Annotated in this window: 16 protein-coding genes; 11 read left to right on the top strand and 5 right to left on the bottom strand. The window is 53.8% G+C overall.

What is annotated here, in order from left to right:
- Window positions 1-95: 95 nt before the first annotated feature.
- The 3 genes from AC1RO5_RS17550 (at window position 96) to AC1RO5_RS17540 (ending at window position 2,850) form a co-directional block, all read left to right on the top strand.
- Entirely contained in the window at window positions 96-980 is an 885-nt protein-coding gene (locus AC1RO5_RS17550) for a LysR substrate-binding domain-containing protein (protein ID WP_413696597.1), read from the top strand.
- 108 nt (window positions 981-1,088) lie between these two features.
- Window positions 1,089-1,775: a phytanoyl-CoA dioxygenase family protein gene (locus tag AC1RO5_RS17545; RefSeq protein ID WP_493176556.1), complete on the top strand. Its 687-nt coding sequence runs from the start codon at window positions 1,089-1,091 to the stop codon at window positions 1,773-1,775.
- A 1-nt stretch (window position 1,776) separates the two neighbouring features.
- A complete protein-coding gene (locus AC1RO5_RS17540; RefSeq protein ID WP_493176555.1) occupies window positions 1,777-2,850 on the top strand; it encodes an NAD(P)/FAD-dependent oxidoreductase in 1,074 nt (357 codons plus the stop codon).
- Window positions 2,851-3,170: 320 nt separating this feature from the next.
- Here the strand turns inward: AC1RO5_RS17540 and AC1RO5_RS17535 are convergent, their stop codons facing one another.
- Window positions 3,171-3,758 carry a TetR/AcrR family transcriptional regulator gene (locus tag AC1RO5_RS17535; RefSeq protein WP_493176553.1) on the bottom strand — a complete coding sequence of 196 codons (588 nt, stop codon included), beginning with the start codon at window positions 3,756-3,758 and terminating at the stop codon, window positions 3,171-3,173.
- 149 nt (window positions 3,759-3,907) lie between these two features.
- Between AC1RO5_RS17535 and AC1RO5_RS17530 the strand changes: the two genes are divergently transcribed.
- From AC1RO5_RS17530 to AC1RO5_RS17495, 8 genes are all read left to right on the top strand, one after another.
- A complete protein-coding gene (locus tag AC1RO5_RS17530; RefSeq protein ID WP_493176552.1) occupies window positions 3,908-5,008 on the top strand; it encodes an alkene reductase in 1,101 nt (366 codons plus the stop codon).
- 52 nt (window positions 5,009-5,060) lie between these two features.
- Window positions 5,061-5,849: an SDR family NAD(P)-dependent oxidoreductase gene (locus AC1RO5_RS17525; RefSeq protein WP_493176551.1), complete on the top strand. Its 789-nt coding sequence runs from the start codon at window positions 5,061-5,063 to the stop codon at window positions 5,847-5,849.
- Between the two features lie 84 nt (window positions 5,850-5,933).
- Window positions 5,934-6,803, top strand: coding sequence for an alpha/beta fold hydrolase (locus AC1RO5_RS17520; RefSeq protein ID WP_493176549.1), 870 nt, complete (start codon window positions 5,934-5,936; stop codon window positions 6,801-6,803).
- Window positions 6,804-6,867: 64 nt separating this feature from the next.
- Entirely contained in the window at window positions 6,868-7,866 is a 999-nt protein-coding gene (locus AC1RO5_RS17515; RefSeq protein ID WP_493176547.1) for an NADP-dependent oxidoreductase, read from the top strand.
- A 1,414-nt stretch (window positions 7,867-9,280) separates the two neighbouring features.
- On the top strand, window positions 9,281-10,555 hold the full coding sequence (locus AC1RO5_RS17510) for a metallophosphoesterase family protein (protein ID WP_493176546.1): 1,275 nt from the start codon (window positions 9,281-9,283) through the stop codon (window positions 10,553-10,555).
- Window positions 10,552-14,067 carry an ATP-binding protein gene (locus AC1RO5_RS17505; protein WP_493176545.1) on the top strand — a complete coding sequence of 1,172 codons (3,516 nt, stop codon included), beginning with the start codon at window positions 10,552-10,554 and terminating at the stop codon, window positions 14,065-14,067. Before AC1RO5_RS17510 ends, AC1RO5_RS17505 begins: the two co-directional genes overlap by 4 nt.
- 355 nt (window positions 14,068-14,422) lie before the next feature.
- Entirely contained in the window at window positions 14,423-14,962 is a 540-nt protein-coding gene (locus tag AC1RO5_RS17500; protein WP_493176543.1) for a hypothetical protein, read from the top strand.
- Between the two features lie 124 nt (window positions 14,963-15,086).
- Window positions 15,087-15,440 carry a hypothetical protein gene (locus AC1RO5_RS17495; RefSeq protein WP_493176541.1) on the top strand — a complete coding sequence of 118 codons (354 nt, stop codon included), beginning with the start codon at window positions 15,087-15,089 and terminating at the stop codon, window positions 15,438-15,440.
- A gap of 73 nt (window positions 15,441-15,513) precedes the next feature.
- Here the strand turns inward: AC1RO5_RS17495 and AC1RO5_RS17490 are convergent, their stop codons facing one another.
- The 4 genes from AC1RO5_RS17490 to AC1RO5_RS17475 all read right to left on the bottom strand — a co-directional run bounded on the left by AC1RO5_RS17490 (window position 15,514) and on the right by AC1RO5_RS17475 (window position 21,794).
- Entirely contained in the window at window positions 15,514-15,882 is a 369-nt protein-coding gene (locus AC1RO5_RS17490) for a hypothetical protein (protein WP_493176540.1), read from the bottom strand.
- A 223-nt stretch (window positions 15,883-16,105) separates the two neighbouring features.
- Window positions 16,106-17,908, bottom strand: a complete 1,803-nt coding sequence (locus tag AC1RO5_RS17485; protein WP_493176539.1) for a hypothetical protein — start codon at window positions 17,906-17,908, stop codon at window positions 16,106-16,108.
- Window positions 17,909-18,399: 491 nt separating this feature from the next.
- Window positions 18,400-19,263: an OST-HTH/LOTUS domain-containing protein gene (locus AC1RO5_RS17480; protein ID WP_493176537.1), complete on the bottom strand. Its 864-nt coding sequence runs from the start codon at window positions 19,261-19,263 to the stop codon at window positions 18,400-18,402.
- Window positions 19,264-19,625: 362 nt separating this feature from the next.
- Window positions 19,626-21,794 (bottom strand): SEC-C metal-binding domain-containing protein, encoded by a 2,169-nt coding sequence (locus tag AC1RO5_RS17475; RefSeq protein ID WP_493176535.1) that lies wholly within the window; start codon window positions 21,792-21,794, stop codon window positions 19,626-19,628.
- Window positions 21,795-21,812: the final 18 nt, after the last annotated feature.

The following is a 21,812-nucleotide window of genomic DNA, read 5'->3' as shown; positions in this document are numbered from 1 at the left end:
ATGGGTCAGCCTCAGGTCGTCGGCTACGCCAATGATCCTGCAGGCTCTGGCGCCGGACAAACGGATAATCCTGCCGCTATCGATGACTTTTACGAATGAATTACCGTCACCTCACGCCCTCGATGTCGTTGCTGCTGGCCTTTGAGGCCGCCGCCCGCCATGAAAGCTACACTCGCGCTGCGATGGAACTGTCTCTGACCCAAAGCGCCGTGAGCCGGCAAGTCCAGGCGCTGGAACAGCAACTGGGCCTGACGCTGTTTCGCCGTGAAGGCCGGCAAGTGCAGTTGACCGATGTCGGTCGTCTCTACCAACGGGAAATGAGCGAAGCGCTCGGACGCATCCGCAGCGCCACGTTGCAAGCCATGGCTTATCAATCCGGCAGCGGCACCTTGCGCCTGGCCACCTTGCCGACCTTCGGCTCGAAGTGGTTATTGCCGCGCCTTCATGACTTCTACAAAACCCATCCCGGCATGCTGGTGCACATCAATTCCCGGATCGACGCCATCGACTTCGAAACCAGCGGTATCGATGCCGCGATCGTCGTCGGCAATGCCGATTTGCCGGGCCTGATCAGCCATCGCCTGCACACCGAAGAACTGATGGTGGTCATTTCTCCAGAAGCGGCCGAGCTCCACGACGCCTGGACGCCGGAGCGCATTGGCGCACAGACACTGCTCAACGTCGCAAACAACGCCAACGTCTGGGGCGAGTGGTTCAGCCACCACGGCCTGCCCCATCGAATGATGCGGCTGGGGCCGAGTTTCGAACTCACCTCGCACTTGATCCAGGCCGTCAGGGCCGGCATCGGCATCGGTTTGGTGCCGCGTATTCTAGTGGCCGACGAGTTGGCCAACGCAGAGCTGATCAGCCTCGACCAGCCGTTCGCCAGCCAGCGCAGCTACTACCTGACCTACCCGCCGCGCAACGAAATGCTGCCATCGCTCATCGCGTTCCGTACCTGGTTGCTGGAACAGATCTAAACGAGCGCGAAGAACAGGCTGTCCACTTTGTTCTTCTATGATGTCCATCAGTTGCGCGCGCAACTTCAGGATTTTTGACGCGTTGGTAGCAAGGGAATTGAGGAATCCATGACTGACCGCGAACAACTCCATCGAGATGGCTTTGCGCTGCTCCGTCGAGCGATCCCGGCCGAGTGGCTGGGTGACCTTCGTGCCGTGTTCGATGCGGGCGTGAAGCCGGCGGACCAATGGCCAGTGCCGCGCGGCATGGATTGGCGCCATTCGCTGCTGGATTCTGATTCGAAGATTCAGGCGGTGTGTCGTCTACCGGAGCTGCTGGCAGTGGTTGGTGAGTTGATTGGAGAACGGTTCTTCCTCTCGCAGGTGGAGGGCCGCGAGCCCCTTGCAGGTGGCGGTCATCAGCAACTGCACCGCGACTTGTCGGCCCAACGGCCAGGCGACATTGTGAACGCCATTGCTTATTTCGACGATTATGGCCCTGAGAACGGCGCGACACGTATCGTTCCCGGCAGCCATCGCCCTGACCTGGAAGCACCGCCATTCGACTTCAATGACGAGTCCCGGTCTGTGCAGCTTTCAGGCTCTGCTGGTGACATCCTGGTGTTTGATGCCGATATAGTGCATGCGGGCAGTCTGAACTCAATCGGCGCACGCCGTCGCTCCATCCTGATTAGCTATTTTTCGGAGCATCTATACGCGTCACACCTGGAAACGGTGGGACTGCGAAGTATTCGGATGGACACGACCGATCGGTTCGACCCTTCGGATTTTGCCTGCTCACAGAACGGAGGCTGACATGAGAAATGGTAGGGACAAAAGAGTTGTTGTCATTGGTGCGGGCATCGTGGGCGCGTCCCTCGCGTATCACCTGACCAGCAAAGGCGCGAATGTCATCCTGGTCGAGGCTGAAGGTATAGCGCGCGGCGTGACTGGAAGCTCATTCGCATGGATCAACACTTCACACAACAAACCCGATCCCATTGCACAGTTGCGTGGTGCAGCAATCGAAGAGTATCGCCGACTCGAAACGAAGCTGCCTGGCCTGAAGATACGATGGACAGGCTCCCTGTCTTATGGCGCGAACTCAGATGGCGTGCAGCAAGCCTCAGGCAGCCAGCCTTCGGCAATACCGGTATCCCGCTCGCGGATTTCCACCCTTGAGCCCAACCTCAAGAATCCCCCTCAGCACGCTTTGTATGCAGCAGAAGAAGGCGCGCTGGATGCTGTAGAGGCCACCCATGCTTTGATCGCGGCCGCCCAGGCTCATGGGGCAAAGGTTCTCACGCAGACTCGGGTGCTCGGCTTTACCACCCGGAACGCGAAGGTGACGGGAGTCGAAACCGCAACTGGCGTCATCGACGCCGACATCGTCGTACTGGCCGCAGGGACTGGCATCACCAAACTGACACAGATGCTAAACGCGCCCCTTCCAATAGAGGCCTCCCCTGCCATATTCATCCGCTACAAGACACAACCCAATCTCGTGAACACCATCATCTCCAGTCCTGAAATGGAGGTGAGGCAAAGCACGGAGGGTACGTTGCTGGCAGCGGAAGATTATTTGGGAGACGCTTTGGAAAACCAGCCAGCAGCAATAGCGCTAAGAACCGCCAAAGCCATCCAGAACGAACTTCACGGCGTTATTTCCATTGAGCCGGAATTGGCTTGCGTCGGACTGAGGCCGATTGCTGCCGACGGGATCCCCATCATCGGGCATCTACCCACTATCGGCGGGGTGTACGTTTGCACCATGCATCCCGGAGTCGCTCTGGCTGCGATAGTGGGCCGTCTTGCCAGCGAGGAGATCATCGACGACAAGGCCTTTGCTGCCCTTGGCCCATGTCGTCCTGACCGATTCTTCCAGGCATAGGGACGTCATATTGCGAAAAAAAAATAAGGGCTTGCATGAGAAACATCACGCAAGCCTTTGATATTCATGGCGACAGAAGCCGGAATCGAACCGGCACGCTAACCAAGGGCAGCTTTCGGCTGTGGATTCAACCGGTCGACGCAACACAACTAAATTCTGTGTAAGCAGAAGGAGTGTTGCAGATGAAGCAGAGACCTCGGATCTATCACACCGAAAGCCGCCACTCGTGAGCCGCAGCAGTCGGCCCAAAGTTGATTTTCTGGTCCGAGCATCAAAATCCGAAGTTCTCACGAAAACCTCGCCCTGAATGAGCCGCCCTTCTACACCGCTTCCACTTCATTGACCGGCAACGAAGCAAACATTTCAGCGCGGCACACCTCAAGGATCTCGTCAGCCAGCGCGGAATCATCCGGGCAGGCACGCGACAAAATAATCGCGCCGACAGCACGAGACAGCAGGTCGATCATTTTCCTTCTCCCCTCACCCAGCGCGGCCCCCGTCCCTGTCGGATATTTGTCCCCGAGGGTTTGCAGGGTGTGCTCGATCCCTTCGGCAAACGTCGCTTTCAAATCGTCCGATTGACGCGCCGCGTCGCCACACAACGCGGCCATGGTGCAACCGCTGCTACGTCCGTCCCGATGTTCTCTCGTTACATAGACGTCGATTAAGCCCGGAACATCGAGCGCTTCCGCGCCCGCCAGCGATTTGGAAAGGCTGCTGGCAGAGGCTTCGGCCATCAGGTCGGCCTTCGAGCCGAAATGCTTGTAGAAACCTCCGTGGGTGAAGCCGGCAGCCGCCATGAGATCCGACACACCGACGCCGTCAAAACCGCGCTCACGGAACAGCTCAGAGGCCGTTTCAACGATGTGCTCCCGATTGGCCTGCGCCTGGGCCTTGGTCACTCTCACGTGCAATACCTCATGTCCACTGGGAAATCATGCGCCCAATGATACATAGATGTTGGTCATAATCAAAATCGTTGACAGTTTAGATTTCGATCATCATCCTAATTGCACGCACAACCGATCTCCATCAACGGGCACGGAAGAAATACCAAATGACCGACCAGAATCTATTCACCCCTTACAGACTCGGCGCACTCACGCTGTCGAACCGTGTCGTCCTCGCGCCACTGACACGCAACCGCGCAGGCGAAGGCTTTGTGCCAAGCGAGTTCGCGGCCACCTATTACAGCCAACGTGCAAGCGCAGGCTTGCTGATCAGCGAAGCCACGCAGATTTCACAACAGGGTCAGGGCTATCAGGACACCCCCGGGATCTACACGCAGGCGCAGATAGATGGCTGGCGCAAAGTGACCGATGCCGTCCACGCCAAGGGCGGAAAAATCTTTCTGCAACTGTGGCATGTCGGCCGCGTGTCGCACGTTGATCTGCAAGAAAACGGCGCCGCTCCCGTGGCCCCTTCTGCGCTACGCGCCGCCACCAAAGTGTTCGTCAACAACCGCTTTGAAGACGTCTCCGAGCCTCGCGCACTGGACATCAGCGAACTGCCGGGGATCGTCTCCGATTTCCGCCAGGCCGCGGCAAACGCCGTCGCCGCCGGGTTCGATGGCGTGGAAATTCACGGCGCGAACGGCTATTTGCTGGATCAATTCCTCAAGGACAGCGCCAACTTGCGCACCGATGCTTACGGCGGTTCGATTGCAAATCGTGCACGTCTATTGCTCGAAGTGACGGCGGCCGTCGTCAATGAAATTGGAGCGGATCGCACCGGGGTGCGCCTGTCGCCAGTGTCGCCGGCCAATGGCGTTTCCAGCAGCGATCCGCAGGCGCAATTCGATTACGTCGTCGATCAACTCGACGCCCTCGGCGTCGTTTATCTGCACGTGGTCGAAGGCGCGACCGGTGGCCCGCGTGACGTGGCGCCATTCGATTTCGGCGCCCTGCGCCAGCGTTTCAATAACAACTACATCGCCAACAACGGCTATGACCTGGACTTGGCGACATCGCGGCTCGCCGAAGACCAGGCTGATCTGATCGCGTTCGGTCGCCCGTTCATTGGCAACCCGGATCTGGTGGAACGCCTCCAGAGCGGCACGCCGTTGTCCGCCTTCAATCCCGCCACCCTCTATGGCGGCGGCGCGGCAGGCTACATCGACTACCCGACGTTGGCTGAATCGAGCGCCACCGCAAGCTGAGCAATCAGTGATCGCGCTTTCTGTTTCACACATCCTGAAAGAGAGATAACCCATGAGCACTCGCCCTACTGTTTTCATCACTGGCGCCTCCACCGGCATTGGCGCCGTCTACGCCGAACGCTTCGCGCAACGCGGCCACGATCTGGTACTGGTCGCCCGAGACCAGGCTCGCCTGGACGCACTTGCAGCTCGCTTGCGCAGCGAACACGGCGTCGCCGTCGATGTGATCTCGGCGGATCTGACCCAACTCAGTGATCTGACAACCGTTGAAGCACGCCTGCGCGACGACGCCCGTATCGGCATCCTCGTCAATAACGCTGGCGCCGCGCTGTCCGGCAACTTCATCGACCAAAGCACCGACAGTGTTGCGCAATTAGTCGCCCTCAACACCACGGCGCTGGTGCGGCTCGCCAGCGCCATCGCCCCACGCCTGGCCAAAGCAGGCGACGGCGCGATCATCAACATCGGTTCGGTGGTGGGTCTTGCGCCGGAGTTCGGCATGTCGGTCTACGGTGCGACCAAGGCGTTTGTGCTATTCCTTTCCCAAGGTCTGAGCCTGGAGCTTTCGCCTCTGGGTGTCTACGTGCAGGCCGTGCTGCCGGCCGCAACCCGCACGGAGATCTGGGATCGCTCCGGCATCGACATCAGCACCTTGAACGAAATCATGGAAGTGAGCGATCTGGTGGATGCCGCACTGGTCGGTTTTGATCGACGTGAGCCGGTGACTATCCCGCCGCTGCACGAAGCTGAACGCTGGGATAGCCTGCAGACCGCACGTCAGGGCCTGCTGGAGCAGATCCGCCAGTCTGCGGTTGCCCAGCGCTACCAAACCCCACAGTGATCCTTTTGTAGCGAACACCCATGCCGGATTCGATGCAGGCGCCCAGGGTACTGCGCCGAATGCGGCCCCCTGTTCGGAGTAGACATGGCTCCCACGAATACAAATGACCCCGCTGGCTCGCAGACGTCGTTCATCAACGCGTCGAACCAGTCGATCACGGTCAACGGCACTCCCTTCGCCTATCGTGACATCGGCCCCAAGACCGACGTGCCCCTCGTACTGTTCAACCATTGGGGCGCGGTACTGGACAACTACGACCCCGCGATAATCGATGGCCTGACACAAACACGACGCGTCATTGCCACCGACTATCGCGGCATCGGCGGCTCTGGCGGAACCGCGCCATTGACGGTCGGCGAAATGGCTGACGATGCCATCCAGCTGATACATGCGCTGGGTTTCGTGACCGTTGACGTGCTCGGTTTCTCACTCGGCGGCTTTGTCGCTCAGGACATCGCCCTGAAGGCGCCCGAACGGGTGCGTCGATTGATTCTGACCGGAACCGGGCCGGCCGGCGGCACCGGTATCGACAAGGTCGGTTCGGTGACGTGGCCATTGATGATCAAAGGCTTGCTGACCTTGCGAGATCCCAAGCTATACCTGTTCTTCACTTCGACACCCAATGGCCGTCGAACCGCATCGCAGTATTTGCAACGCTTGAAAGAGCGCAAAAAAAATCGCGACAAAGGCCCGACGCCCAGTGCTTTCCTACGGCAGTTGAAAGCCATCACCGCGTGGGGCAAACAGGCGCCCCAAGACCTCGGGCGCTTGCGGACGCCGACGCTGATCGTCAACGGCGACAACGACATCATGGTGCCCAGCATTAACTCGATTGCGCTTACCAACCGCATTCCCAACGCACAACTGGTCATTTATGAAGATGCCGGGCACGGCGCCATTTTCCAGCACTACGTTGACTTTGTGACCAAGGCACTGGCGTTCCTTGATGCCTGATAAGCGCAGCAACGCCACAAACGCTCCACCCATCCTCATTCCAACCGACAAGAGCCGCACAACGATGAAGGCATTTTTAATTGATCGCTATGGCAAGAACACCGGGCGCATTGGCGAAGCGCCTGCCCCCGCGGTGGGCGCCCACGACGTCTTGATTGAGGTACACGCCAGCAGCGTCAACCTGCTGGATTCGAAGATCAGCAAAGGCGAATTCAAACTGATCCTGCCCTATTCATTTCCGCTGGTACTGGGCAATGACCTGGCGGGCGTCGTGGTTGAGGTTGGCTCGCAAGTGAAACGCTTCAAACCGGGAGACGAAGTCTACGCTCGCCCGCCCGAAGCGCGGATCGGGACGTTCGCTCAATTGATCGCCGTAAACGAAAACGCGATCGCCCTGAAACCTGCCAATACCAACATGGCACAAGCCGCGTCCATCCCCTTGGTCGCGCTGACCGCCTGGCAAGTGCTGGTCGAAACCGCCCAACTGGAAAAGGGCCAGAAAGTGCTGATCCACGCCGGCTCCGGCGGTGTCGGCACCCTAGCAATCCAGCTTGCCAAACACCTCGGCGCCTTTGTCGCGACCACCACCAGCACCGCGAATGTCGAATGGGTGAAGGCGTTGGGGGCCGACCTGGTGATCGACTACACACAGCAGAACTTCGAAAGTGTCTTGCACGACTACGACGTGGTGTTGAACAGCCTCGGCGCGGACGTACTGGAGAAGTCACTCAAAGTCCTCAAGCCCGGTGGCCAACTCATTTCCATCTCAGGGCCACCCACTGCGCAGTTCGCGCAGGAGCAAGGGTTGTCCTGGCCATTGCAGCAAGTCATGCGCCTGCTGAGCCTCGGCATTCGGCGCAAGGCACGCAAGCAGGACGTCAGCTACGCGTTCGTGTTCATGCGGGCCAATGGCGCCCAACTGCAACAAATCACCGCGCTCATTGAGGCCGGAATCATCAAACCTGTGGTTGACCGCTCCTTCACCTTTGAATCAACTGCAGAGGCATTGAAGTACGTCGAGCAGGGACGAGCCAAGGGCAAGGTCGTTGTTACGATCAAATGACTATGCCGCCTATCGATAAGTCAACCGCAGACGCCGCACGACGTTTGCCGCTTCAGCAGCCATCGTCCGGGGTGACTTCGCCAGAGTTGCAGAAACAGGGAGAGCTGCAACCGGATGTTGTGCCTGTTAAACCGCCAGTGATCGTTTGGCGCAGTTTGATGCTTGAGCAGTAGGACAAAGAGGAGCCAACAGGCAGCATTCGCGAAGCTAGAGATCAGTTGGGTCATACAACCGCGGGCATGACAGAGCAGTACATTCGAATGCGAAAGGGCATGAAGGTGACCCCCTACGAAGTGACTGACGGTCGCGAATTGCGGAAAAGATTTTTTGATTGCGGAAAAAACTAAGGGCCTGCATGAGAAACCTCACGCAAGCCCTTGATATTCATGGTGCCGAAGCCGGGGTCGAACATACCATCTGAAGAGCGCTAAATTGCTGATCTTCTCTATTATTAGGTTCATCACGTATACCTAAACGTATACCTAAAACGGAAAGTACCCTCGTCTTCTCCGCCTCTAGTCGGTCGCTTATCGTGCCGACGTCCTCCCACCATTTCGCCATCGTCGGGTGGCACTACTTGTGATCATCAGCGCTCTCCCCGTTTTGGGATGGTGGTTAGGAATGCAATTTTGAAGAGTTTGAATAATAGTTTGGGCGCGCAGGCCGATATTGCGAATGCTCAGACTTTTGACGCAGCACCTCCCAGCGCCCCCTCATGCTCGCCTAAGACGGCGACTTTCCAAAAAAACTACGAATTTATGGTTGAAACGGACAGGGACCGGTCTTTGAGGCGAAGGCTCCAGACTTTTAACCTCCCCCTCCCTAATAGCTTTATAGAGCAGCATCAACTGTCAAGGTTACGTTGCCCTGTGACAAGTTACGGATCAACAACCAATCCGCCACGCCCTGCCGGATGCGGCCCTGCGCTGGACTTCGAATTACCCGCATAGGGGGTGAGTCAGGGATATCTTTCGAACTATCGGACTTAGGTGGGCGGCTCGCTCTGGACTAGCCCCAGTATGGTGGCCAAGCTTAGGGGCGATTGTCATCCGTGATCAGAGCCAGTTTTGGTGATTGGCCGAGAGCGGTGTCGTGCCGGGCAGTAAGCGGCTAAAAGCGGACGATGGACGGGCCGGCGGCAGATTAGTGGCTATGCTTGCTCTGCTGGCGAACTGATTGCGCCGCTTGCCGCCGATGTCGTGTTTTTCCTCGACGCTGGGAGGCGGGATGTACGTCGTAAAATCGTGTCCCTTGGCTCAGGAGGATGGCTCTCAGTGATGTCGAAATACGAGCTAACCATATATCGCCCCTGCTATGGGGCGGATAAATAAACCTACTATCTGGCCAATCGCGAAGCCGACTACCGCATTGCTTGGGCGTTTTTTTAAAAAACACCAACAGAAGGAGCTGTCTGATGCGTTTCATCCATGCTGCTGATTTGCATATCGATAGCCCGCTACGCGGCTTGAGCCGTTACGAAGGCGCTCCCCTCGAGCGCTTGCGCAACGCTACCCGTCAGGCTCTGGAGCGGCTGGTGGACTTGGCGCTGGAGGAGCAGGTCGATTTCGTCTTGCTAGCCGGCGATCTGTATGACCGCGACTGGCAGGATTTTCACACTGGACTTTTTTTCCGCGAGCAAATGGTGCGGTTGGATCGGAAAAATATCCCGGTGTTCATTGTGCAGGGTAACCACGATGCGCAGGGAGTAATCAGCCGGCAGCTGCCCTTGCCGCAGAACGTGAAGGTCTTCTCCAGTCGTACCGCAGAAACGGTACAGCTTGATGAATTAACTGTAGCTGTTCATGGTTACAGCTTTCCGGATCGCGCTATGCCGGAAGATCTGGTGCCTTCCTACCCTGCCCCCGTTAACGACTACTTCAATATTGGCGTGCTGCATACTAGCCTCACCGGGGCCGCCGGCCACGACACATATGCACCAACCAGCGTGAGTGCGCTCACGGCCAAGGGTTACGACTATTGGGCACTGGGGCATATACACAAACGCCAAGTTGTCGCTGAAAATCCCCGCATTGTCTTCCCCGGCAACTTGCAAGGGCGACACGCCAAAGAAACCGGCGCCAAGGGCTGCGAGCTGGTGACGGTCGATGCCGGCAAGATAATAGAAGCTCGCTTTGTTGCCTTGGATGTTGTGCGCTGGAGTCAGGTAACGGTCGAGTTGGATGGAGTGGAGCGGCTCGAGATCATCCCTGAGCGCGTGCGTGCAGCGCTGATAGCGCTCGTACAAGAAGCAAGCGATCGTCTGCATGCTGTACGGATCATACTCTCAGGTGTCACGATTTTGCATGGCCTTGAAGCTAACCAACCCGGCACTCTGGCCGCTGCGGTGCAGGCCGCCGCGCAGGATATAAGCGGCAGCGAGGTTTGGATTGAGCAGGTGCATGTTGAAGTCTGCTCACCAATTGATCGAGGTCAAGCCGCAGGGGGCCAGGATGCCATCGCGGAGTTAATCCGCCTGGTAGACAGCTTGGCTTCTGATGAGGATGCTCTGGCGAATTGGACCAGGGAAGCGCTGGAGAGCGTACTGGGCGCCTTGCCGGCAGAGGTCATGCCGGAGTTCGCCACACATGACGTGCCGCGACTGGATGATCGTGATGCCATGCGCAATCTCTTAATGGATGCGGAGGCGACGGTGTTGGCGCGCCTCGCGCAGACAGGAGCCAGCGTATGAAAATCAAAAGCCTTATTTTCAAAGCCTTTGGGCCATTTACAGATAAACACCTGCAACTTGACTCCACGTCAGCCAATCTGCATGTGATCTATGGGCCCAATGAAGCAGGCAAGTCCTCGGCGCTGAGGGCGATGGGTGATTTGCGCTTTGGCATTCCGCAACAGAGCAAAGACAACTTTGTGCATGCCCATAATCGAATGGCAATTGTCGGGGTATTTGTGGATGCCGAAGGTCAGGAGGTCGCTCTGGCCCGACATAAGGGCCGCGGTCAAACACTGACGCAGGCAAATCCGCTGACGGGTGAAGGTGAATCTGGAGTAGCGCTACCTAACGGCATTGAGCAAGCCCTCAGCGGCGGCCTGGATCGTGCACAGTTCGAGTCCATGTTTGGCCTGAATCACCAGCGTTTACGCGAAGGCGGCAAGTCTCTGCTCAAAGGGGATAATGAGGTCGGTTCGGCCTTGTTTGAGGCCAGTTCAGGTACCGCCAGTATCAAAACCCTTCTGGCTACCCTTGAAGAGGATGCCAAAAAATACTTCAGCTCACGAAGCCATAGCGCAACGATCAATACGGCACGCAAAGAACTGGAAGAACAGAAAAGGCTTTATCGCGATGCGTTGACGAAGCCATCGGAATGGAAAGCGCTGGAGCGCAGCCACGAAGTAGCTAAATCAGAAGTTGAAGAAACTGAGCAAGCGCTTCAGGCACTGAGACGCCGTGTTAACGAACTGACCGAGTTGCGCACAGTGCAGCCTTTACTGAAGCAACATGACGATGTTTTGGCGGAGCTCGAGGCACTGGAGAGCCAGCCATTACTGCCCATTAATTCTCGCGAAACACGTTTGGCCGCGGAGCAAGCGATGCGCCATGCGTCTGACGCCATGCTTGAAGCTTCAGAGGAGTTGGATGAGTGCAACCAAGAGCGGGCTGAACTTACTATTGAGCCCAAGCTGCTTGAACACGAAGTAGCCATTAATCGGCTGGTGGTGGAGCGGGACAACGTAATCCGTAGTCGTGAAGAACAACTAAACACACAGGATGAAATTGAGTCGCATGGTGCGCAACTCACCGCCGTGGCCGGGAATATTTCAGCCGATCAGCCGTTAACTGCACTCGTGGCTGCCCTGCCTTCTGCCGCTGAACGGGTTTCCCTGGTAGAGAGTCTGGATCAATTCAGCTTGCTGGACAGTAGCCTGGCCCTTAAGAAGCTGCATCTGGATACCCTGCAAAAGAGAATAAAGGTACAACAAGCTGCGCGGAGTGATGCCATTTGCGATCCCGTCCAGCTCAAGGCGGTTGCCAGCGCACTGCGAAATGCCCAAACACTCGGTGACTTCTCTAAGCGGCAATCTGATCTGCTGCGTGATATGGACAGCCTTGCGAGGTCGTTGAAACAAGCGTTGTCCGATAGTGGTGTGGATTCGGTTGAGAACCTGCAGAAAAGCAGACCCTTGCAGCCTTCAGAACTTAGCATTGCAGAGCAGGAGTTAGGCCGTCTTGAGACTGAGCTCACTGCGCTAAGCAATGAAGAGATGGGGATTTCGCGCGACCTGAAAGTGCAGCTACGCCGCCAGCAAACCTTGATGACCACTGGCGAAGTGGTGACGGCTCTAACGTTGAAGACGGCCAGAGAGCACCGCGATGATGGCTGGCGACGAGTGCGTAAGGCTTATGTGCTGCGTAGCGACGACCCAGCAATACTTGCCCAGGATTTCGACCCAGACCGAACGCTGCCAGAAGCCTTTGAGGTCTCAATCAGTGAGGCCGATCGTCAGGCCGATGTACTGCGGGACAATGCCGAAAGAGCCGCCACTGCAGCCGAATGCGAGTCCAGAATCGGCGAAATGAATGAGCAGTTACTGGAAATTAACAGGCTTAAAGAAGCCAATAATGTTGAGCGTGAAGAGTTTCAAGACAATTGGTCTGAAAGGCTGGCAGCGGCAAATTTGCCAAAACTTCAGCCAGCGGCATTACGTGAGTGGTTGAGCCAGCGAGCTGCTGCGCTGGATTTGCATGAGCGGCACATATCTGCATGCCGAGAGCCAGCAGAAATAAACGCTGAGGTAGAACAGGCTGCTGCGACGCTTATCAGTGCATTGACCAATGCAAGCGCGCTTTCTCGGGATGACACGAGCGATCTGAACTCGCTGATGGAGCAAGCGGATTCATGGCATCAGACCATGATCAAGACATCAGCGACACGAGAGTCACTTGAAGAAGCAATAAGAGCGCAACAAGAAGAAGCTCAAGAAGAAAGTCAGGCCATCAGTGAAGATTCCGAACGCTTGCAGTCATGTCAAAGCGCATTGATGAAGTGGCATGAGCGCCTTTTCCTTATGCCGGAGAGTTCTCCCTCGGTCGTCAAGGCCAGGCTTGATGAGCTAACAACACTTGCCAGAGAGGTGTCGGAGCAGAGTGCCCGCGAAGAACGTATCCGTAAGTTCACGATCGCTGAGAGTTTATTTCACGAGAACGCCTTGAACCTTGCCGCCTTGCTGTCAGAGCCTGATTTCGCCCATGTATATGACTTTGTTGATCGTCTGCAAACCAGATTGCTCAAGTCAAAAACCAATAACTCCAAACTGCTTGAGCTCAATCGTCGGGAGTCTGCGGCCAAGGGTAAGCAACAGGCTGCCAGTGAAAGACATGACGTTGGTCAGGCCAGCATAAAAACGCTGTGTGTGGCTGCAGGCGTAGAGGACGCTGATGGCTTGGAGGAGATAGAGGTGTTATCGGAGAAAAAGCGAAAGCAGCAGGAGCAGTCGGATGGCTTGGCGGCTCAGTTGCGCCAAGCCTCGACTCGATCTGTGCCTGAGCTACGGCAGCGCTTGGAGGGGCTTGATATTGTCTCTGCCGAAACCGAGCGCGATCGTTGCCAAGCCCATATTACTGAGCAGGAGACCCTTCTTCGGCAAAAAGAAGAAGCTGAGCGACTTGCGCGCCAGCTGCTTGCAGAAGTCGATGGTTCAGATGATGCAGCGGTAGCACGTGAAGCCATGGAATCGGCGGTTGCTAGCTATCGCGCAGCCATAAGGCCATGGGCGCAACTGAAACTTGCTGAATCACTGCTAGATGAGGCACTTAAACGTTTTCGCGAGCGGGCACAGGCCCCCATGGTGCGTTTGGCTTCAAATTATTTCCAGCTAGTCACCGGAGGAAGCTACACCCGCCTGACTGTCGATGATTCTGCTGATCAGCCTGTCCTGCAGGCTGAACGAAGTGATGGAAGTCATATTGGTATCGATGCCATGAGTGAAGGAACTGCCGATCAGCTTTACCTCGCGCTTCGTTTGGCAGCCTTGGAACTGCAGCGTGACCCAAATCGCCCAATGCCGCTGATTTTGGACGATGTCCTTATCACCTCTGATGATGCGCGGACCGAGAATATTCTTCGTGCGTTGGCGCAATTTTCTGAAGGTGGTCAAGTATTGCTTTTTACTCATCATCGACACTTGCTTGATTTGGCTGATGCAGTGTTGGATGACGCTGTGCTGGCTACACATAGCTTATGAGTTTCAACTGATTACTAACGCAGGTTATCTCTAGAGAGCATCGAAGGAGGTCGCGGCAAGCTTGGCCGAGGTGCCGCGTGATCTTCAGGAACAATCGAGAAAAAATACAAATGGTTTTTTCCCTATACACGCCTACTCCACTCACCGAACGCAGTGCGTCCAATCAGGGCTTCCACGAGTCCGGAAACTATTGACTTCTGTGAATTGCAGCAACTACTAACTCAGAAGCACCTACGTAACCAGGAGCGATCAAGACTATGTATCATATATATCCTAGGGCAACATAAGAAAATATTAAAGGCGGCCGCGTTATACAAACGGCCTTAACCCGACAATTTCGCGCGAGGTCTCTGTTATGCAAAATTTTTCCAGTTGGCTTGGCCAACTATTCCAGCAGAGTGAGTTAGAGGTACAACACCTATTGAAAGACCCCACGGCAATGCACTTCTTGCTAGCGTGGTCTCTTTTCGAGTCCAAGTGTTTTCAAAACGACCTAAACCCGAACAAACTTCCAGATTTCGCAAATGAAGTCGTTAACAGCAGTAAGATTGCGCTTGACTCGCTAAACATCCCTGCACATCACTTTCATGCTCGCTACCAAGACCCCAAAAAACTTGCCAACCTCATCCCTGATAAAAAAACCTCGACGCGGATGGTTGACGCACTCAAAAAGCTTCTTGCTATTCCCTTTGAGAAACTCACGAAGAAGCAAGTCATTGAGCTACTTACCTATGTTGTTTATCGCTTCAGGAACAACATGTTCCACGGCGCGAAGGGAGTCCAGTCGTGGTTACAGTATCGCGAACAGATAAGATTTTGCGTGGATGCCCTCCAAGTCTTTGTATCTTATGCAGAGGCAAAACTACCGACAATGAATGATCAAGGGGCTGCTTAAAATAGCCCTTATCTAGTTTAGCTATCACGTTGCTTGCTTCGCTCGCGGGGATGTCCGCATCCAGAAATATTCTTTTCACCACCTGATTTATATTTGCATCTAGACTGTTACTTAGGAGATAACCATGGCATTCCTCAATAAAATGATCACACCACCTACCGCAAACTCCCGTGACATGCGCGCTTACATGCAGGCCATTTTGGAAGTTACCGGTCTGATGGCTGGTGAGCGCTTCGATATTTCTCGTTTCATGGGTAACTACCGCACCCATCTGGAGTCGGGGCGATTAGAGATGCACAGCGACGGCCAGTACTCTATAAGCAACGAGGGGAGACAGTACTTCATCAGCCGCCTTACAACCAATCCGGCAGTAAAGGGGCAAGTTGTCAGTCGTGAAGAGGTTATCTCAATGCTGCGCCAGATTACTGCAGAGAATGCGGCGCCCGGATGGCAGAAGTTTGAGGTCTTCCTACAGTAAAAGGTGACAGATCTATTTATTTATATAAACCTACCACCTTTTGCCTTGAGCACATTGTCAGGCAACCCAACCCTCACTTTGCCCAAATTTCAAAAACCCGCTTAACTTCTTGAATCCAAAACTTCTCAATGTCGGTGAATTGATAACCAAGATTCCGAGCCAGCTCAAAAAAACCTGGCCCAGGCTGAAAGTCTCCTGTTTTATGTACTACTAACGCCGTGAGCATACCTCGCTCGGCGGCACTTTCTTCGGATGTAATTTCTTCCAAAAAATGTGCAAGGCGAGGATCATGCGCCTCTATGGTGATTGCTGAAAGCCGTTGAACGAAATTGGAATAAGGGATCATTTGTCGTGCGCGCGCGCATGCTTGCAATACAACTTTACCTTCTTGCTTCGCGACATCCCATGCTACCGAATCAAAACCGTAAGTATTTATCGCCATAAACAAGCCTCTTATGTAACATCTAACGATCAAACTAAGGAACGGGCTTTCGGAGTAAAAGGTGACAGATCTATATCTCAAAATAAATTTGTCTACTTTTGCCTTTTTGCCTTGTCACCTTTTACCTTCTCTCGGGCAAAGGTGTAACACGAAAATATTGAACGCTTTCAGCGTTTCCATCGACTTCCTAGCGTCTTCCTCATCGCAGAACGGTGAAGTCGATTTAGCCCTCTCCCTTTAAGGCGCGCAACTCGACTTTCAGAGCTTCAATATCAGCGAGTAATTTTTTATTCTCCTCTTCAAGAAATCGCTTCGACGGGCTCTCGGGATTATGATAAGGCCTTATAGAGTATAATAAATCCAACTCGTCCTTATAAGGCATCAGTGGTTGATAAAGCTGATAAAAGGCGCGACCAACTGCGCCTCTAAACAGTTCCAGCTTTGGCTTTATTGCACCAACAGAAAGTATATGATCTGTAGCAATCCCTGGGTACGGGTCGATATAAATTACTTTAACAATACCTAACTGATAAGCTTTTTTCGCACAAAGCTCACACGGGCTCGCAGTAGTAAATAAAATACCACCAAGAAGTTTCTGCCCTCCATTTTTTGCTATCTGTAAAAAAGCATTCTCTTCTGCGTGCAACGCCCTAGTATGAACTTGATTCTTCTCGCCTTCTATTTCATTTTGAACACTTTTAAAGCAAAATGGGACATTTCTCCTTTGAGTAGCACCGGATTGAATCAATCCAAAATACTTGTCACTCAATGCCTTTCGAAAAACGTTGTCATTTCGTTCATAGTCGCTGTAATCCAAACTATTATTTCCACGCAGCAAGTCCTCTACGCTTCTCAAAAGGCACGGGGTTTGCCCTTGGGGTGTACTATTCCATCCTACACACTTCACGCTATAACTGTCATCTGTTACCACAGCGCCAACCTGCCTGGATATACAGCCAGAACTTTGCTTAACCGTATAAGCAACCTGCATACAATTTTCAACAGACGTCGGCATTACCAAACCAGGGTGCATCATGAGAGCCAAATACCAAGCCAGCTGCCCCACTAAATCATTCTGATTAAACTCGTTAGTTTTTGAATTATGAATATGGATATCAGAGATTTCTATGCAGGCCTGAATGTTTTGCGCAATGAATTTATTTTCACCGGAAATCTTTCCTGGATATTCCTTACTATCAAGCTCAGAAATTTCCTTACTAGAAAGTTTTCTGTAATCGCGCAAGCTGCTCAAGCGCTGAAAATCAGGAGTATTTATTGAGACGAGATAAAAATTCGCATACCTTCTTTTTAAATAAAATGCCTCATACGGATTCCTTATTGCATCTATCACAATCCTACAAGGGACATCCTTTGCTTTAGTAGATCTACGTACCAGCTTAATTAAAAAATTCAGGTGCTTTGGGAAATTAAATAACTCATCAACATTAAAAATCCTACTATTCGCAGCACCAGAAGACCTGACGTTGTCTCCCGCGCTTTGATACAGCTTAGTAAAATTGGCCGTCCCTAAAGACGCCTTAATTACCTCCGTGGCTACAGGTAGCTTCTCAAAATATAAATCCATCCACGGTTCAATCGCACCCAAATCACCACTCTTCCTAAACACATGAAGCCGCTGAAGCTCTTCGCGTACAGAAATTAGATCATCATACATTCGCTCTGCCGTCCCCACAGGAATGCCAGCGCCAACAATCTCAACCAAATACTTAACAAAAAGTTCCTGCGTCAAAAGTAGCAGATGATATGTAATTATCGATCTTGCCTCGATTTTATAAAATGCAGTCCAACCCTCGCCACTCAAATATTTATGTATGATTTTGTGCTTCTTCAGTTCATTTTCCGTCAGCCCGTCGTAACCATCAAAAGGCACCTCCAAAGACATTGAACACAGCTTATTGGCAGCAGTTGAACAACCTGACCCTGTTCGCCCGGTAAGCCCGATAATAAGAAAATTCTTCGCTTCATCATAAACACTATCAATTGCTTGAGCAGATTTCGAAGACATACTTAAATTCCGTTTTAACCTCTTGCACTAGAGAAAGAGCAAATCACTCATACAAGCAAAATCGCCCGAAACCAGCATCTGTAGGCACGCTACTATTTAGCCATCAACCAGTCAATGTATACCTAACATACCAAACAGAAGATGTGCTCATACCTATTTTCGGCGCCCGACTATAAGCCACTGAAATTATTCGATTTTGTATTATTCTTGTCCGTAATGGCTCGTTTTCTGCCTGCCGTGACTGGCAGGAATCGGCCGATTCTGTTGAAAAAGTCGGCTTCGATTTCCACGGCAGAAAAGTACGCGTCTGAGATTGAAATCCGTGTGTTTAGCAGAAGGTTCAGGGCTCAGATTTGACATAGCAACATGCAAAAACGGCGTTCTCACCGCTCAATGTTTGGCTAGCCAAGCCGGATCGACTTTTTCAACACAATCGGCCAGAAGCAGTCAGTCAGCGCGCTTACAAAAGGAAGGACGATTCAGTTTCCCATTCAGCTGACCTTGCTGCGATACCAGACGGCAGTAGGTTCATTATCAGCTTGGGATTTTCGTATTTCGAACTGCTGTGACTCGTGCAGGGCATGCTTCCAGTCGCTGCAACCGTAGCGCTTGGGCGTCTGCTCTTGATAGGTACCACCAATCCAGCGGATGGCTGCTTCCAGTCGAGTCCAGCCACCTTCGGCAAGCTTGGTTTCTGCTTCACGTAAACAGCGGCATATCCCACTGCCAGGCCAATAAATTGAACCGTCCTCCCTGATACCATCGATGAGCGCATCTTCAAATTCTTGGCTTTGCATAACCGAAGCCACTTTAGCTGCTGCCACATCAATGGTTTTGGCCCAACATTGCAGATTCAGACAATGCCGATTGATGGTTTCGTAGCTTTCCTCCAGAAAACCATCCGCCGCCCGGCAGCCTGATTCAGTCCAGAGATCGAAACGCTCAATGAAGTGGTGAACCAGTTCATTGCGCAGGTCGACCAGCTCCTTGAGGGCGGCCCTCGTTGCCTCATAGTGCTCGGCTGGCATTTCCAACTGGAGTCGATAGCTGAACCAGATCTGGTCACCGGCATCGGCTTCCGTCTGTGATTCTTCATTTTGGGGCGACTGGGTCAGGAAGCTTTCGGTCAGCATTCCGACCAACGTGCCCATGGTCTTTTTCTGGGCACATGCGATCTTTTGCCCACGGATGGTATGCAGCCGATCCGCAGGGCCGCTCAACTCGCCATGCGCGACTATGACTTTCAGCACCCGTTCGTATTGTTGCAAGCGCAACAGGCAGCGCCCGAGCTTGCGCTGCACTATACGTTGACGGTCAGGTACATCATCCGAGGGCATGGTAGTGACTTCATCCATGATTAACGACTCAGGCATAAGTGGTAGGGCTGGAGCGATTCACTGCAATACGCTTGCCCTGCCAGGAGGGCTTGCAACGCGTAAATCGGACGCTTTTCAAGCTCAGTGTAGGCTGAGTCAATCCGCTCGGACTTTTTCAACAGAATCGGTCGACAGCTTCGGGTCGACTGCTGCCCCTAGCCAGAGGCAGAAAACAGCCAAAAGCGGTCGAAAGCTGACGCTTGTCCAAGGTTAACTCTCGCCCCAATTGCGGAAGTTTTCCCTTCGACACGGACGACCGTTGAGTGACGTACTCGATCAGTACTGCCTCTGCCTATTCTGTTTCGCGATCTATGGTGGCACTTCATGTAGATGCCAGCGAATCATGATAGGCAGCAGTTCTTAAACTTATTCCCGCTGCCGCATGGGCAAGGGGCGTTGCGCCCAACCTTTGGGCCATTCGAGCGCGGCCTTGATGTAATAGCGTGCAGTCTGGTCGCCTTGCCCATGCCTTGGGTCAGGACATCCATTTCGTCGCTCTGTTGCCACAAAAAATCCAAATTGATCCCAAAGCGTAGAGCTTGATCATTCGGACGAAGGCACACGCCAAACCAAGTTCTCGCTCGCTGGGTATACTTTCGGGCGCGACAGTGCCTTTGCAGGCTCGGCCCCGCAATTTCAATCGGGTCGTTATTGCAGTGGATAGTAAGACCGGTATCTCCTTGACCTAAGCCAGCAGTGAAGTCGTGGCTCTTGCCATCGGCCACGCCAAGTTGAGCTATGTGATCAATGGCCTTACTAGCTGCAATGACGGTATCCTCGTCAAGCGTCAACAACGTGAAGCCAAGGTCAATGGTGGCGGGCTCTGGCGAGGCCTCAATGGCCTTTGTAATGCGACCCAGCGCCGTCGCGGCAAACCGTGTAAGTATGCCATCCGGCGTACTCTTGCCGGGAATGCCCTCGCGTCGAACAAGCATTGCCAAGTCCAAGTCTGCCGAAATATCGTCATCCAGCAAGAGCATGTTGTGCTCATCACTCAGCCACAGGTTCTTCTTGAGGTGATACGACAGGATCGTTAGTTCGTGCGACGCCATTAACTTCTCGGAATATCCCGTCCTACGGTCGATGTAGCTGAGTAGCTGGAGCGGTGACCCCAGCATTTCCGTCATCGCATCGAGCGCGAAAACGTCCATGATAAATGGCGGCGAGATCGTCGCAGTCGGAGCGCACTTCAGGAATTGCCGTGCCTGGAAGCTTAGTGCCGGATAATGATCGGCGATGAGGCACAGGACGTATATGCGCTTGAGCTTGTCCGGCAGTGGCACAACATTGCCAGCTGCATCCCGGAACGCGCATTTGCCTTCCTCCAGTAGTTGGGCACACAGGTATGCCTGATCACTCGAATCTTGAATACTCTTCTTGAAGTCATCCTTGATTTGGAGGTCGTTACCACGTCGGGCTTCCAACGTCAGCCGCTTCGACTTTGCTTGCAGGACCAGGGCGCGATCGCCGAACAGAACAAGGACATCAATTTCTCCAAGTTTGTTGCCCTTCGATCCGAATATGTCGATGTTGGAGAGGACGTTGTCCGCACCAAAGATCTGTGTCAGTCGCTCGACGGCAAACTGCTCTGTGAATAGGCCGCGGTGCTTCATCGCAGTGCTGACATAGGCCTTGTCAGCGCCCATCCAATAGAACGGCGCTTCATACAGTGCTTCGACCAAGCTGTAGATATGAAAAAGGGCGTAACGGCCATCCGGCATAGGGATTAGAGGGCTGGCGTTGATGATGTTGAAGTCGTTTAGCGCCGTGAACTGCTCATTGCACGCGCCTGCCGGCACTGCAAAGGCCTTCAAGACGCGCTCTACGACTGCTGGGTCCATGCGTGCACAGCCGGCCACTTCCTGGATCGCAAATGTAATGCATGGCAGGAACGTCCAATCCTTCGGGGCGGCCGTGCGCATCGATTGGAGCGTATCGCCCGCCTTTTCGTCCAGCAGACGCGAGATCGCATAAACGACGTTGCGGGCATCTTGGATGGAGAACTGCTTGTTCGCAACGAGCCAATCGTCATCGCGTCCATATTTGGTCGGCGAAAAGTCGCGGTACTGGAAGCTGTAGGCGGATTCACCCCCGTAGAAGATAGGCTCTCGCAGGACAGCACCGCTGGTGAACGGATTGAAATCTTTGTCAGCGATGTTGGCCGGATCAATATCATTAAAGAACGCAGCCGACATGGTGTGGTGAATCTCTTCGAGTAATGCCTCTGTCTTATTGACGTAGCCTTCGAGCGTCTTCGGTGCGGGCAAGGTGTAGTCGATGTCGTTCTTCAGCATCAGGCCGATGACGGTAGATGTTTCTGTGCGGATTAGTCGCCCCTTTGAGAAGAGCTGCTGCATGTCATCCGCCTTCATCTCACCTGAATAAAGGATGATGTTGTCCCGGAAGCAAAGGTAGGAGATGGCATGCACGTAACCTGGCGAGACACACAGTTCTGCCAACTCGTCAAAGATCGCTTGTTCGCACCGCATCGGCTTGACCACCTTCTTCATGATTTCACTCCCTTGATA

The sequence above is a fragment of the Pseudomonas sp. GW822-FHT02G04 genome, from assembly GCF_058802085.1.
Note: the sequence above shows the minus strand (reverse complement) of the source record. Positions and strands in the feature narration are given on the sequence as shown.

Coding starts and splice junctions, on each gene's coding strand:
- AC1RO5_RS17550 (WP_413696597.1), top strand. CDS start 96: ATGAATTACCGTCACCTCACGCCCTCGATGTCGTTGCTGCTGGCCTTT.
- AC1RO5_RS17545 (WP_493176556.1), top strand. CDS start 1,089: ATGACTGACCGCGAACAACTCCATCGAGATGGCTTTGCGCTGCTCCGT.
- AC1RO5_RS17540 (WP_493176555.1), top strand. CDS start 1,777: ATGAGAAATGGTAGGGACAAAAGAGTTGTTGTCATTGGTGCGGGCATC.
- AC1RO5_RS17530 (WP_493176552.1), top strand. CDS start 3,908: ATGACCGACCAGAATCTATTCACCCCTTACAGACTCGGCGCACTCACG.
- AC1RO5_RS17525 (WP_493176551.1), top strand. CDS start 5,061: ATGAGCACTCGCCCTACTGTTTTCATCACTGGCGCCTCCACCGGCATT.
- AC1RO5_RS17520 (WP_493176549.1), top strand. CDS start 5,934: ATGGCTCCCACGAATACAAATGACCCCGCTGGCTCGCAGACGTCGTTC.
- AC1RO5_RS17515 (WP_493176547.1), top strand. CDS start 6,868: ATGAAGGCATTTTTAATTGATCGCTATGGCAAGAACACCGGGCGCATT.
- AC1RO5_RS17510 (WP_493176546.1), top strand. CDS start 9,281: ATGCGTTTCATCCATGCTGCTGATTTGCATATCGATAGCCCGCTACGC.
- AC1RO5_RS17505 (WP_493176545.1), top strand. CDS start 10,552: ATGAAAATCAAAAGCCTTATTTTCAAAGCCTTTGGGCCATTTACAGAT.
- AC1RO5_RS17500 (WP_493176543.1), top strand. CDS start 14,423: ATGCAAAATTTTTCCAGTTGGCTTGGCCAACTATTCCAGCAGAGTGAG.
- AC1RO5_RS17495 (WP_493176541.1), top strand. CDS start 15,087: ATGGCATTCCTCAATAAAATGATCACACCACCTACCGCAAACTCCCGT.
- AC1RO5_RS17490 (WP_493176540.1), bottom strand. CDS start 15,882: ATGGCGATAAATACTTACGGTTTTGATTCGGTAGCATGGGATGTCGCG.
- AC1RO5_RS17485 (WP_493176539.1), bottom strand. CDS start 17,908: ATGTCTTCGAAATCTGCTCAAGCAATTGATAGTGTTTATGATGAAGCG.
- AC1RO5_RS17480 (WP_493176537.1), bottom strand. CDS start 19,263: ATGGATGAAGTCACTACCATGCCCTCGGATGATGTACCTGACCGTCAA.
- AC1RO5_RS17475 (WP_493176535.1), bottom strand. CDS start 21,794: ATGAAGAAGGTGGTCAAGCCGATGCGGTGCGAACAAGCGATCTTTGAC.